This window comes from Plebeiibacterium marinum, from assembly GCF_026013615.1.
GTDB lineage: Bacteria > Bacteroidota > Bacteroidia > Bacteroidales > Marinilabiliaceae > Saccharicrinis > Saccharicrinis marinus_A.
Map to the genome: position 1 here is coordinate 88265 of NZ_JAPDPI010000003.1, position 15262 is coordinate 103526.

Annotated in this window: 11 protein-coding genes; 1 reads left to right on the forward strand and 10 read right to left on the reverse strand. The window is 36.4% G+C overall.

What is annotated here, in order from left to right:
* Positions 1 to 10: 10 nt before the first annotated feature.
* From OM074_RS02635 to OM074_RS02660, 6 genes are all read right to left on the reverse strand, one after another.
* A complete protein-coding gene (locus tag OM074_RS02635) occupies positions 11 to 1654 on the reverse strand; it encodes an alpha-L-rhamnosidase-related protein (RefSeq protein WP_301197724.1) in 1644 nt (547 codons plus the stop codon).
* A 28-nt stretch (positions 1655 to 1682) separates the two neighbouring features.
* Positions 1683 to 3932 (reverse strand): beta-glucosidase, encoded by a 2250-nt coding sequence (locus OM074_RS02640; protein ID WP_301197725.1) that lies wholly within the window; start codon positions 3930 to 3932, stop codon positions 1683 to 1685.
* Positions 3933 to 4092: 160 nt separating this feature from the next.
* On the reverse strand, positions 4093 to 5607 hold the full coding sequence (locus OM074_RS02645; RefSeq protein ID WP_301197726.1) for a RagB/SusD family nutrient uptake outer membrane protein: 1515 nt from the start codon (positions 5605 to 5607) through the stop codon (positions 4093 to 4095).
* 21 nt (positions 5608 to 5628) lie between these two features.
* Entirely contained in the window at positions 5629 to 8979 is a 3351-nt protein-coding gene (locus tag OM074_RS02650; RefSeq protein ID WP_301197727.1) for a TonB-dependent receptor, read from the reverse strand.
* A gap of 204 nt (positions 8980 to 9183) precedes the next feature.
* On the reverse strand, positions 9184 to 10224 hold the full coding sequence (locus tag OM074_RS02655; protein WP_301197728.1) for a FecR family protein: 1041 nt from the start codon (positions 10222 to 10224) through the stop codon (positions 9184 to 9186).
* A gap of 196 nt (positions 10225 to 10420) precedes the next feature.
* Positions 10421 to 11002, reverse strand: coding sequence for an RNA polymerase sigma factor (locus OM074_RS02660; protein WP_301197729.1), 582 nt, complete (start codon positions 11000 to 11002; stop codon positions 10421 to 10423).
* 92 nt (positions 11003 to 11094) lie between these two features.
* Between OM074_RS02660 and OM074_RS02665 the strand changes: the two genes are divergently transcribed.
* Complete coding sequence (locus OM074_RS02665; protein WP_301197730.1) at positions 11095 to 11391, forward strand: hypothetical protein; 297 nt, start codon at positions 11095 to 11097, stop codon at positions 11389 to 11391.
* A gap of 409 nt (positions 11392 to 11800) precedes the next feature.
* Here OM074_RS02665 and OM074_RS02670 read toward each other — a convergent pair whose 3' ends face one another.
* The 4 genes from OM074_RS02670 to OM074_RS02685 form a co-directional block, all read right to left on the reverse strand.
* On the reverse strand, positions 11801 to 12091 hold the full coding sequence (locus tag OM074_RS02670; protein ID WP_301197731.1) for a hypothetical protein: 291 nt from the start codon (positions 12089 to 12091) through the stop codon (positions 11801 to 11803).
* Positions 12092 to 12102: 11 nt separating this feature from the next.
* The gene (locus OM074_RS02675; protein ID WP_301197732.1) at positions 12103 to 12495 is read right to left on the reverse strand and encodes a hypothetical protein; all 393 of its coding nucleotides are present in this window, start codon (positions 12493 to 12495) and stop codon (positions 12103 to 12105) included.
* 379 nt (positions 12496 to 12874) lie between these two features.
* Positions 12875 to 13339 (reverse strand): methylglyoxal synthase, encoded by a 465-nt coding sequence (locus OM074_RS02680; protein ID WP_301197733.1) that lies wholly within the window; start codon positions 13337 to 13339, stop codon positions 12875 to 12877.
* A 421-nt stretch (positions 13340 to 13760) separates the two neighbouring features.
* Positions 13761 to 14753 carry a substrate-binding domain-containing protein gene (locus tag OM074_RS02685; RefSeq protein WP_301197734.1) on the reverse strand — a complete coding sequence of 331 codons (993 nt, stop codon included), beginning with the start codon at positions 14751 to 14753 and terminating at the stop codon, positions 13761 to 13763.
* Positions 14754 to 15262: the final 509 nt, after the last annotated feature.

The following is a 15262-nucleotide window of genomic DNA, read 5'->3' on the forward strand; positions in this document are numbered from 1 at the left end:
ACCGGATCAACTATTTTTGAAATATTTCAGGATACTTTCTGATAAAATACACGGGCGTACAGCTCCAAGCATGACAGTAGCTGTTGATTGGGAAAAACCCATAGGGAGAAAGAAAATCATTCGTCGGGTCATAGACTTCCCAAAATGTATCAGCACCTTTATCCACCATTCCACCCCAGAAATCGATTAACAATGCTTTGGCCTCATCATACATTTTCGACTTCATTAAAGCCTGTGTAAAATAGTGGCACATATACGGACCTCCAGGCTTTAAAGCGCCCTGATGTTTCATTACATTGTTTAATGCTCTTTGGCTGGCTTTTTCAGAAAGCACACCACCCATTATCATCCATGCCTGTGATGCATAAGAAACCTGCGCATCATCACCACATTCAAACAGTCCTGTTTTTGAATTGTACATATTTTTCAGAGCAGCACGCTTCATTTTTTTAACCAAACCGGGGATGTATTTTACTTCACTCTCAACGTTTAAAAGCTTGGCTAACTCGTAGGTTTCGTTAAGTGCAAAAATCATAAGTCCCTGAATACCGGCCGCTTTATTTAAACCATCTTTCCAGTCAAAAAACAACCACCATTCTTTGTTTGCTCTTTCATAATCCACTAAACCATCCTTTGAAACATATTGTGAAATAATATTGAGCTGACGTTTAGCAACCGGCCATAAATCCATAGCTGTTTCTTTATCTTTAGTCGCTGCCATATACTCCTTTAAGGTTACATTATAAAGCAAGGAATAATCCATTAAGCGCTGACCGGCCTGGGCGTGTGGCTCCGGCTCTTCAAACACGGTTCCCAATACATACCCTTCATCATCGCTTAATCCGGCCAGCAGATATAAACATCTTTGCGTTAACTGGTGGTTTTGAAAAGAATAAACATTGGCTAATGATTCCAGGTACATATCTCCTACCCATAAACGGCGGTCGCGTTTAGGACCATCCTCATAAACCGTTTGCATACATTCTTTTAGTGTTTTTATACTGATGGCATCAATTTTCTTGATCATCTCCGATGTTGAAGAGGCTAATTCTTCAGGAGCTTTGTCGGCAGAAGTAACAGCCTTAAACTTCACATCACTGATCTTAAAATCGAAGTATGGAGAACTACCAATCAAATCAATTTTCACATACCGGCACGCCATACGACGCTCAATATTATAAGAGCCCGGCAGGTGCATAATATTAAATTCATGATCCTGAAGCCAGGCACGACTAATACCACCCTCAAACGGGTCAAAAGGGGTTACCAGCTCTGAGGGTACCTCGCCAAAGGTAAAGCGAAAACGAACCGGTGAATCAGGAGATCCCCAGATGGTTTCCAAACCGAAAGAAAAATATCCGGTATAATGATCTCCTAAGTCAACGATTACACTCTTTAGTTTTCGAATAGATTGTCCATATAATGAATCAATTGGCGCCACTGTTTTAGCTTCCCAACCTTGAAAAGCATCCTTATTTTTTACAATTTCAACAATACCTGCAGGTTCAACAATAGTTTCTTTTAAAACAGGTTTTAGTTCCTCTGCTTTTTTAACCCACTGTTTCCCTTTTTCATAATAGTTTTGTGCATTTACTGAACTTAGTAACAACGTTAAAGCTCCTAATGCTATAGTTCTTTTTAATAGAGTTCGCATATAATAAAGTTTTATGATTTACATTTCTTTAAAGCTCAATATCTTTTGATAACCAGATATTTTCAGATGAATTACCTATCATAACCTGATAAATTCCTGGTATCACTTCCCATTTAGATTGCTTTGCATTGTAGCTCTCCAAATCGTCATGGGTCAATGTCATTTTTATTACAGATGATTCGTCCACTTTTAGGTTCCTGGTTTTTGCAAACTTTTTAAGTTTCACTAAACCCTGAGGATCTTTTACATATACCTGAACCACTTCCTTACCTGCAAAATCGCCAACATTAGTAATCGTAAGATCACATTCAACTTCACCATTTTTATTGTGTGCGATTGAAATATCTTTAGCATCAAACGAAGTGTAAGAAAGTCCGTATCCGAATTCATAAGAAGGCTTAACCCCTTTTGCCAGGTAGTGTTTGTAACCTACATAACCACCCTCTGTATATGCAACTTCTTTGGGATCATTTGCGGGATCGGGAAAATATGTTGCAGAAGGAACATCTGTATATTTATTTGGGAAGGTCATGCTCAGTTTACCGGAAGGGGAAACCTGACCTGATAATATCTGAGCAATAGCGGTACCGGCTTCCTGACCAGGTTGCCAGACCAATAAAATAGCATCTGCATAGTTTTTCCATGATGCTGTTTCAATCACTCCGCCAATGTTTAGAACAACTATTAATTTTTTGTTTTTGGCATGAAAGACTCTGGATAGCTTTTTAAGCATCTGTTGCTCTTCCTGCGTTAAAGCAAAATCATCTTCAATTTTTCTATCTGCAAACTCTCCCGAGGTTCTGGAGATTGTAAATAATCCCAGGTCGCAGGAAGAAGCATATTTATTCAGTTCGTTAACCGACCATTCTTTTTCTTTTAACATGATGTCCGGCTGAAAATAAGATGATTTCTCTCCCACCCTCTTCTTCTCGCTTTCAACATGTGCTTCGTATATCCCTTCTAACTCTTTAGGTATGGCATACCCCTGGGCTAACAAACCTTCATTTAAAGAAATGGTATATGCCCGGTTAACATTACCACTACCTGTTCCAACAGCAATTGTTTGGTATGTTCCCATTCCAAAAGCTGCGATATTTTTTATTTTTTGTGTAAATGGCAATGCACCTTTTTCATTTTTTAGCAAAACCATACCTTCCAATGCAATCTGTTCAGCTATTTTAGCATGAGCTTTTAAGTCCGGTGTTTCCGAATATGCATATTTTTTAAACCGGGGTGTTTTTTTAATTACATCCAGGATTCTATCTACATTTCTATCCACAAATTTCTCATCCAACTCGCCATTTCTTACGGCTTTAACAATTTTTTCAGCGATATAGAAGCTTCCGGGCATCAGTAGATCATTACCCGCAATCACTTGTTGAATTCTATCTCTTCCGGCAAACCAGTCTGTCATTACCAAACCATCAAATCCCCACGACTTTCTAAGTATGGAATCCAGTAAAACAGGATTTTCGGAACAATACACACCGTTAATTTTGTTATAAGCCGACATAACCGTCCATGGATGTGATTTTTTAACTGCTATTTCAAATCCCTTTAAATAAGTTTCATGTAATGTTTTTTCATCTATTTTAGCATCAATAGACATGCGGTTGGTTTCATTATTATTTGCAGCAAAGTGTTTGATGGAAGTACCAACACCCATTGATTGCACACCATTCACCATAGCAGCAGCCATCTCACCTGAAATCAGCGGATCCTCTGAATAATACTCAAAATTTCTACCGCCAAGAGGATTACGATGTATGTTCAGCGCCGGAGCTAAAAGAATATCCACACCATACTCCAGGGCTTCTTTACCCATACATTCACCCACGCGCCGAACAGTAGCTGTATCCCATGAACAGGCTAATAATGTTTCAATTGGGAATGCTGTAGCATAATAGGTCTTTGCAGTATCTGGTCGCAACGGATCAATACGCACCCCTGCCGGGCCATCGGCTAAAACAATTGCCGGAATCCCTAAACGGGGCACCCCATAGGTAGTTCCTGCAGCTCCGGGTACAATTTTTTCGGTGTGCCCCACAACAGGAGGTTGGGTATTAAACAATGTATCTGCACCGCCAAAACCTGACGGGTATCCCCGGGGAAATCCCGGGTCATTACCCACCAGCACCTGTGCTTTTTCTTCTAAAGTCATTGCTGCAATAACTTCCTGGTTTGAACTTTTACCCAGCTCAATTTTCTTTGGCGTACAACTGGCAATCACAAATGCCCCAAGTATTAATGTGATATTTTGTCGGCTTAAAAATCTCATCTCAATAATTTATATTTTCAATTAAAATCTGAAGAATAAAGGATGTATCTACCCCATTACCACTTATGTGAGAATAAGCAGTTTATATTAAATCAGTAAAAAACATTGTAATTGTAATCCTGGTAATCATAGTAGATACCAGGATTACATAACTTATCTGTTAGTAGTCATCATTTTGTGTTAACAATGGATTAATTCTGATTTGTCCATCAGGTATTGGGAATAAAAGTCGATGTGCATCTATCTGATATGAATCAGCTGTAGGAGATACTCCTGCAGGGTAATAGTATGCCTGAGGATTCGCTAATACTTTAGCACAGTGCGCCTGCATTACTTCTAAAGCTTTTCCTGTTCTAACTAAATCTAACCAACGTTTGTTTTCAAATGCCAGTTCAAATTGTCTTTCTAACATAATCGCATCTCGTAACTCACTCTGATCTGCAATAGCTAGTTCCGATAATCCGGTTCTGGAATGTGCATGTACTGCATTTAAATATGCCAGAGCTTCACTTGATCTGCCACCTTGTTCATTAACAGCTTCTGCTAACATTAATAATACTTCTGCATATCGGTAAACTGGCCAGTCTTCATCACAATGTGGGAATATTTCACATCCATGAGAAAACTTCTTTACATAAGGTTGATTTTCATAAATCTCTCCTGTAAAAAATGCAATTGAAGCTTCAAATCGTAAGTCGTTTTCATCAAATAAAGCAACTAAATCTGGTGTTGGAGCATTCCATCCTGCATATTGATTGTTACCGCTATTATCTGGATAACCATCAAGAACTCCCGGGCTACTTAGCGATGGTAAAAAGTTTACACCAAAATAACTGGATGTACCTTTGGTATCATCTGCTGCATACTGAACCTCAAAGATCATCTCATTATTATTCTTGTTTGAAGGATTAAAAACCGAAGCATAATCATCTAATAATGAATAACCAGTTACATTTAACAAAGCATCCTCAGCATTTGACCACTCTTCCAATACCAGGTATACATTTCCCAATAAGGTATAAGCTGCTCCATTAGTCACATAGCCTGCTGCTTGTTCACTAACTGAAGGTAAGATACTGGCAGCTTCTTTGGCATCTTTAATGATTTGCTCATAAACTGCAGTGGCACTTGTTCTTCCCACAATTGTTTCATCATAGGTAGTAGGTGCTTCAATTACCAAGGGCACATCTCCAAAATATTGAACCAAATCAAAATAGGCAAAAGCTCTTAAAAATAAGGCTTGTCCCTTGTAATTATTTCGGGCACTTTCACTGATATCAGCATCGTCAACACGAGCTAAAATCTGATTCGCTCTACCAATGATGATATAATTATTATCGTATTTTGTAGAAATTGCGCCACCATTAGCGTCATCTATAAATTGATCGATATACTCACGATCTGCATACCCCCTGTTGTTCATATTATACATAAAACAGGTGTTATCTGACCGCATTTCACCCATGGCCCAAGCTCCATAATCAGCTAATCCATTACCATATATGCTCCTCAAAGGAACATACATTCCTACATTAGCTAACTCAAAATCAGACTCTGTTTGATAAAAACTTTCTGCTGATACTTTAGTTACATCCAGATTTGTTAAATAATCATCGTTACATGACGAAAAACAAAGTAAACCAATGATTAATGATGTTAATATATATTGTTTCATGTGTTTATATTTTTGAATCATTTATAAAGTAACATTTAGTCCAACAGTAAAAGTTCTTGGCACAGGATAAGTGGTATAATCCACACCTGATTCAATTCCTCCTGCAGAAGAAACTTCCGGGTTATTTCCCGGGTAATCAGTAAATACATAAGCCTGCTGAACACTTCCGTATACTCTCAAGTTCTTAACAACTTTACCTCGAATAGGTAATTTATATCCCAGTGTAATATTTTTAATTGTAAAATAACTTCCATCATATACAAACTTCGAACTCATCCAGTCACGTTCCTGGCCTGTTGTTCCGGCAATTACTTTACCATATCTTCCGTCTCCCGGGTTATCTTCTGACCTCCAACGTCTATCTACAGCTTTATATACATTAAAAGAACCGTCTAAGTTTGTAGTAAAACGCTCCTGATAATTAATAATATCGTGACCAAAAGCACCAGAGCAAACAATAGACAGGTCGAAATTTTTATAAGAGAAGTTATTTGTAAAACCAAGTGTAAAATCAGGAGATGCCTGACCTATTATTGTTTGATCCCGACTATCATTAGTTACCTTTCCATCCCCATTAATATCGGCATATTTTACAGTTCCAACTTCGGCTCCGTCATGATGAGGAGAATTATCAAAGTCCTCCTGATCCATATATACACCTTCCCATTTTAATCCATATAACTGACCGATTGGGTGACCTACTCTAGTAATTGATGATCCTCGTTGTATATCTGAATTAGCAGTTCCTAGCTTAACTGCATTATTACGAGTAAAAGCAATGTTAAAGTTTGTGGTCCAATTAAACTTACCAACCATATTTTTAGTTGTCAATGCAAATTCATGTCCCCATGACTCAAATTCTCCAATATTAGTTATATAACTATAAAAACCTGAAGAGATAGGAATATCTACCGCATACAGTAAATCTTCTGTATTTCGCTTATAGTAATCATAGCTTAAATATACTCTGTCGTTATATAAACCAATATCGGCACCTAAATCATATTCAGTAGTTTTTTCCCAGCCTAATTCGGTGTTATTCAAACCTTCCATACTTTTACCATTGGTATAGATACCATTTACAGGATTGTTTGTTTCTGTCATATTAGCATACTGTGTATAGTTACCAATATTATTATTACCTGTAACACCATAACTGGCACGTAGTTTTAAGAAAGATACTTTATCAAAGTTTTTCATAAAATTTTCTTCAGTCACAACCCAACCTACTGAAGCAGAAGGGAAAGTTCCCCAGCGATTATCTGATCCAAAACGAGATGATCCATCTCTACGAAAAGCAGCTGATACAATATATTTTCCATTGTAATCGTAATTAACACGTCCTAATACTGACATTAACGACCATTCTTCAATGTCGGTAGACCCTGTGATTGTAGTTGCTGCATTAAATGTTTTTACATCATTATTGGCATATCCTCTGGCAGTAAACGATCCACTTTCTCCATAAGCACTTTGTGCTGAAGTACCTGCCAAGATTTCAAAGTTATGTCCACCGGCTAATGTCTTTTTATAAGTTGCGGTATTTTCCCATAACCATGAATATCCAAAATTATTTCCATGAGTAGCATATATTCTGTTAGCATCACTTTCGTTAGGCGGATTAAAAATCCCCCCTGCAGTAGATGGGTTCCAGAAATCGGAAGTACTGTTCGCTAAATCGATACCCCCGGATGTTTTAAATGTTAAGCCCTCAATAGGTTCATACTCGAAAAAGGCAGTAGACATTAAGCCAATATTCTTCCCTTTGTTTTCAACCTCTTTTACCTGGCGGTACCAGTTTGGCCCTGCAGAAGCACCATATGGATTATATCCCCAATTACCTGCATCAATAGGAAGTGTACCATCCTCATTTTTGTACGGCGCTAAAGGAGATGTTAGCAATGCTCCCTGTATCACACTAGGCGTATCGTACCAGGTACCATCACTTTGAGGTGACTTATTGGTTGAAATTGTATTGGCTACATTTACACCCACTCTCATTTTATCATTAAACTTATATTCCGAATTGATTCTCAATGAATAACGCTTATAATCAGAATTTAACAGCACCCCTTCCTGGTTAAAGAATCCACCAACAACAGATGATTTAAATTTATCCTTACTGACACTATAGGATACTGAATAATTCTCAATTACAGCATTTCGTGTTACTACATCAAACCAATCAGTTCCTTTTCCATATTGTTCAGGATTCTGGAATGCTTCAGGAACAGCCCAACCATTTTCTTCTGCAATTTCCTTTTTAAACTGAGCAAACTCTGTGGCATTCATCATATCAGGCTTGGTTTCCTCAGGAATAATCTGAACCCCACGATACATATTTACTGTAAGTTGTGCCTGACCATGTTTTGCCTGTTTTGTAGTAATCATTACTACACCATTTGCTGCACGAGATCCATACAAAGCTGTAGATGATGCATCCTTTAAAACTGAAATACTTTCAATTTCATCAGGATTTATATTGGCAATATCTCCTGTAATTGGAAATCCATCAACAACATACAACGGGTCATTACCTGCATTGATAGAAGCCTGGCCTCGAACTCTGATAGACATTCCTTGTCCGGGTATACCTGTAGTTTGATTTATCACAACTCCGGCTAATTTACCTTGCACTTTCTGCGTTAACTGAGCTGTTGGAATATCATCCAGTTCTTCCGTTTCCAGACTTTGTACCGCACCAGTTACATTTCTTTTAGATAATTTACCATAACCAACAGCAATCACCTCATCCAAACCAATATTTTCCTGAGCCATGGTGATATTGATAACCATTTTGTTACCCACAATAATTTCCTGGCTTTTCATACCAATAAAAGAAAATACCAAAGTAGCCCCTTCAGGCACATTAGCTATGGAATAATTCCCATCAATATCAGTAATAGTTCCGTTGGTTGTCCCTTTAACAATGACTGACACTCCGGGGATGATTTCACCTGCCTCATCCTTTACAACGCCTGTTACAGAAAGCACCTGTTGGTTTAAAGTATTTGGGGCCAGAATAATTTTATTATCATAAACCTCGTACCCTATATTGGTTCCTTCAAATAATTCATCCAGAATATTATGTATAGCCTCATTTTGTGCATTAACACTTACTTTTTTGTCTACATTAATCAGTTTTGAATTATATAAAAAATAGAACTCACTCTTACTCTCTATCTCTTCTAAAACCTCTGCCACCGAAGAATTGGACATTTCCAATGACACTTTTGTTTTTTGAGCATAGGATGTTTCTGCAAATATATTTGCGACTCCCAAAACTAAAAGCAAAACAACAATTCGCATAATTCTAAAGGTTTTTTTAAGGGCATAAGAATCCCATACCCTTAATAAATGGATTTTTTTCATAAATTTGTAATGTTTTACGTGAACGAATAAAAATTTTATTTTTCAGGGAGCTGTTGGCGCAGTTCCCTGTTTTTTTTATCTAAGGAGATTTCTGATTATCTTTTGTTTTTATTTTCATAGATTTTTTTTTGATTTTAACCCACCTCAATACATAAGCAGCCGGCTATTTGCTTATCGCTAAGGCGCATTGAATTTAACACTGAATTATTTCTCTCTTTTGTAGATTTTAACTGATTTTTTTGTGAATTTCCCTGTTTTATCGGTTGTTCTTTTTTCTATTTTATATCCTATTGGCGAAGTTCGCGATAAAAGCTTTAACACCTCTTCAAGAGGTTCATTTTCAAAGGTTGCCCTAAACGAATACTTCTCCAGATCCATATCTTCCAACGATATATCAACATTATACCAGCGCATCAATTTCTTTATAACAACAGGCATCTCTTCATCCCTGAATATGAGCAACCCATCTTTCCATCCCAACATATCGCTGGCATTAACATTGCTTAAAAGTATTTTTTTATCCTCGATATGCAGTTTTTCATTAGGTTTCATAATAACTTGTTTTCCATGCATAGGAATCCCGCACATCACCTTTCCTTCCTCTAATAACACATTTGTAAAATCGTCATCCTCGTAAGCCTCTATTCCAAACTTAGTACCCAAAACTTTTACATTAACTTTTGCGGTGCTTACAACAAACGGATGCTTTTCATCATGCGTAACTTCGAAAAATGCACTTCCTGATAAAGTTAAACTCCTGTTATTGCTAAACGGCAACGAGTAAGTCAGTTTTGATCCGGCATTCAGTACCCCTTTGGTTCCATCTGGTAAATCAAAATTAATTACCTGTCCCTGATGCGATTCTATTGATATGGAAGAATATTGAGACGCGAGTAACTTATCATTCTTTGCATCCGCTAAAAAATACACAACCGAACTAACCACTATGGGGATGAGCAGAATGGCTGCAGCTAACTTATACCATTTAAAAATTCGGGTTTGAAACCTGTTTTTATCATGATGTTCCTTTACTCTTAGTATATGGTGAACTTTATGTAATATTGGCCTAAAATCCTTTTCCAGTTCAGTTTCTTCTTCTAAAACTTCAGTCCAATTATTAACCATAAAATCCTTGACCTCACTTTGATATTTGGTCCCACCCAATATATTATTGACTTGCTCGTCAGAGCAGTTTTTATCTGAAGTAATGTATTTTGATAATATGTCTTTTATTTCTTGCTTCATTTCATCTTAGTTTAAAACACATTTATATGATGCGTTTATATATAATATCCACAAGAAGTAAATTTTTACCGCTATTTTTTACTTTTTTTTAAAAAAAATTAACTTAAATTGGGTAAAGACTTAATTTTAAGCATCTTGCAAATAAGTCTCTTATCTCTAATCTCTTATCTCTTATCTAAAATCTAACGATCTGTTATTAGTAGAACAGGTACAAAAACAGCAATACGCCAAATGAAAGGTTACTGGCTTTAGATTTTAAAAACTTCAATGCCTCTGTCAGGTTATTGTCAACTGTACTTTTGGCAATGCTCATTTGCTCGGCAATTTCTGTAGAAGTCATGCCATCAATACGGCTTTTGATAAAAATAATTCTCCTTTTTTCAGGCAATAGATTAATCAGCTTATTTACTTCAAGAAGTACTGATTTGTATTCAATCCTCTTTTCATCATCAAACGACATTTCGGAGTCAAGAAGCTGGTCGTTTATAAAGGATTGATGGCAGGCTTTTTTTCTGAAAAATTTTAATATTTCATTATGGGCAATTTTAAATATAAAGGCTTTAAAAGATAGTTCGGCTTTTAACTGCTGCCTGTTCTCCCATATTTTAACAAACACAGTCTGAACTATTTCTTCAGAATCTGCTTCTGATTTCAAATAGTTTATAACGAAAACAAATATTTTTTTTGAATACAGATTAAATAATTCATCAAAACTAGATATATCCCCTTTTTTTAACCCTTCAACTAATTGCGCATCTCTTGATGTATCCCTAAGCATCTGAATATTAATTTTATATAAAACCCAACCCTATAAACCAACATCAAATTAAACAAAAAAAAAGGAATTTTCCATTGATATAAACCAAAACAATGACACCTATCCTTGATAAACCCCAAAGCTATCATGCAGCAAACATGGGGATAGGGATAGGAATCGTTTCTGTTTTTATTTCTGTTTGTTCTGTCCTCCTATGGTTTGACAAGCATATGTCGTCGTACTTACTATGGTTTTACTATGCCTGTTTTATGGTCTTTCTTCGCTCCCTTAGAAGCAATACCGAAGCAAAGAACAATCAAAGAATGTGCATAGTCAACACAACCACAATACAACCACAATACAAAGAAATAGCAACAAATATGCATAGGATTAGCAATGACTATGCATAGAAATAGCAAAGCCATAGCATAGAAATGCAAAGCCATAGCATAGAAATGTCATAAAAACACTGAAAAACGACAAACCCGTGAATATTTTTGGCCAAAAACGCAATTTTGATGAATATTTTTGTCGTTTTTAGCGATTTTCGTGAATATCGGCCTTTTTTTACGTTTTTATGGCTAAAACCTGATTTTACCCAAAAATCATTCTAACTCATAAACAACAGGTTACAGACGAAAAAAGTTACTATAAAATTACAGTAATTTTTTTGCATTTCTCTGCACACTATTTTAGCTGAAAAGAAAGAGGGAAAAAGGAGAAAGGGTGGAAGGGTAAAAGGGTAAAAGGGTGATGGGTGAAAGAATCAATTCTAAAGCAATAGCATCCTGCTAGTATGGATTATAGGAATAATTATTATTAATTGGAACAACTCTTCGTCCGGTTTCTTTTGATTTCATGAGCATACAATGCATCTGTTTCTTTGATGAGCTTGAAACAGCCTACACCTCCACTAATATAATTTACTATCAGATAATATATACCCATTTGAAGTAACTCAATTGAGATATGATCAGAACCCCCTTTTAAGATGCAATTCCCATTACATGCAAAAAGTGTATAATAACCTACTTTCCTATCTGCATCACCCTCATCTATGTCTATTAATGAGTATATATTATCTTTTATCCCCCTCAACTTCACATCCATAATAATTTACGCTACGATTTCTTTTTCCCTTCCATATCAAAAAACCTCATAAAGGTTCCCTCTAGCAGTTGATCATCCTGATCGTTTACTTTTACCTTAAAACCAACATCGTGCCCTTTCCAATTATATCTGGTAGACAAATATCCTTCATCAATTATTATTTTAGTAAAATCAACCGTATCGCCATTGAGCTCAACAAAATAACCTTTAAATACTGAATCCTTTTCAGTGATATTCATAATGAAGTTTACATTACCTACCTGGGGTAATTTCTTAATCTCCATCTGCCATTCACCAATATATTTTGAATCTATCCCTTCTCCATGTGATGGCCCCAAAGAGCATCCGACAAAAAGAACCGTAAATAGCAAAATACTTATTTTAATTATTCCTGTTTTTTTCATTTTTACTTTATTTAAAATATAACTTTTAATATTGTTTCACTGCCCGATTATAAGATGTTTTCAATCGGTACTTTCAAAATTATCAAAAGAAGTTAGGCTCAAAGTCCTGTTTTAAATATATTATTTAATGAGACGTCCTCCTTTTTAAAATAACACTCCCATCATACTCATTTTATGAATCTTACAAATACAACAAAACCAAACTATACAAGCTGATAACACCCAAATTTTATTTGGAAAATACTTTAAAAGACATGTAGGCATTTCGCCAAAAATATATCAGAAAGAATAAAAAAAGGATGCCTGTTATATAGACACCCTCTTTATACAAAGTACTTTTTTGGTAAAAAGTTATTAAAAAACATGTTTTATTCTTCACTTATACAATTCGGTTTACATAAGAGCTATAGTCCTTTATAATAGGCTTATAATCCTGATGGAATAAAGAGCTGGAAACAACAAAATCAGCTGTAGCCCTATTAGTGGCAGTAACTACATTGTACAATGCACAAATCCTCAAAAGAGCTTTTACATCTACATCATGGGGTTGTGGCTGCATTGGATCCCAAAAGAAAATAAGCATGCCTACCTTTTGTTCGGATATTAACGCTCCCAACTGCTGATCACCACCCAAAGGACCGGATTTCAGGCGGGTAATTGATGGCACAACCATATTGTTTTCTTCACACTTTTTTTCCAATGCATTGGTAACTAACGATCCTGTTGTTCCCGTACAAACCAGGTCGTGCATGATTAACTCTTTCCAGTTATATTCAACCCAGTCAATTAAATCCTGTTTTCTGTTATCATGGGCTACTAAGGCTATTAACTTTTTCTTTTTCATCTGTTTAAAATTATTATTAGTACTTATCAAGAAAACTCAAGATTCCTACGCTCACCCCTTTGATTCCCCTAAAGGGGAAAACTCTAACGCACAGTGCGAAAGCGACTTCCCCTTAAGAGCCTGTCCCGAACTTGTATTCGGGAGGACTGAGGGGTGTGAGTGGGCTAACAAAAATTTCAGTAGTTTTCCTGCAGCGATTACTTCATCATGATATTTTCAATATTTCTATTTTTTTCCTTTATAATAAAAACACAGCAGGAATACTGATTGTTTAATACCCTAACCACTAAGGTAACCCCATTAAACAAACATCATATATCCTGCTGCATATTCCACACTATAATCAGGTGTATCGGTTGATAATCATGCCACCAAACGATACCTAAATTCATAACCACAACGGGGCTATTTTGTTTATTATTTATTCAGCTCCATACAATTCTTCTTTAGAATAAATATTCAGCATTGTCATCATCTGATCTATATTTTCTTTATTCAGAACAGTAGTGCTTTTTAAAATGGCGGGTACTTTCATAAAGTAATTTCCGGCATCAACCTTATTTAAACTCCCTTCTTTTGCAATATCTACAGCTGCTTCTGCGGCAGTATAGGCTAATTTGCGATTCGATTTATATACTGTCATCAGCACATTCCCTTTTATAATCTGCCGACATATATTAAGGTTTCCATCTTGTCCTGTCAACAACACATCGCCCATCAATCCCATTTCTTCTAATACATACATTACCCCGGTGGTTAACAAATCTGAAGAGCAAATAATAGCATCCGGTTTAAATTTGGTTTCCTCCAGATACTTTTGTACTGTCATAAAAGCACTCAGCTCACTCCAGTCGCTGGTATTCACCTTCTTAATCTCATACTTTTCTCTCTCTCTTTTCAGTACAGAAAACACACCTTTTCGCACTAAGGCACTGTTAAAATCGGATGAAGGACCTCCCACGAATAAAATATTACCAGCAGGCAAACGTTCAGTTACCTGCTTTGCCATCATCTCTCCCACATGCTCGCTATCAAAACTTATATACAGATCCAGGTCTTCTGAATTCACAAACCTGTCGTATGAAATAACCGGAATAGCTGCCTGCCTGGCAATAGCTACAACTGATTTATCACTAATGGCTATAGGAACAAACACAATACAATCCACATCAAGCTGAACTAACTTGCGGGCCGCATTAGCCTGCTCCTCTTCACTATCAAAACAATCTATAAAGGTTACTTTAGCCCCAAGTTCATTGGCTTTTTCCTTAAAGTAACTCATATCCTTGTGCCACCTTTCAGAATATAGGTTGGCCAATATAAACCCAATATGCGTTGAATCTTTTTGAGCCAGGCTATTGGAAGAAGCAATAACTCCTGAAATAAAAGTGAATATCAAAATCAGTTTTTTCATATCTAAGATTTGTTAACAATACATTCTCTTTTCCATTTAATACTTGCAAGAAAACTCGTTTTTTTCCCAACCCGCACCCTCCAACTCCCTAAAGGGAGAGTCTCAACCCACAGTGCGCAAGAGGCTTCCCCTTCATAGCCTGTCCCGAACTTGTATTCGGGAGGACATGGGGTGAGCGATGGGGTTAACTACAAAACAGGAGTTTTCTTGCACGCACCATTTAGGAAGTGTAAGCCCGTCAATAATGATAAATAAAATAGAGGTTGATAAATCAAGAGCAATGTCTACAATAAAACTAATACAATCCGGGAATAATTACGCAATAATTCTTGTTTATCAACCTCGTGCTTTATAACTAAGAAAAAATCCACTACAAGATTAACCTTATGGTTCCAAATAGGCGTCCTGAGTTTGAATTTTAATTTTTGAAGACGTCCTTATTATTTACAGATACCCCTATAGCGTTGATTTTCTGCACCATACAAAATAAAATCCAAATCAACAGTTTC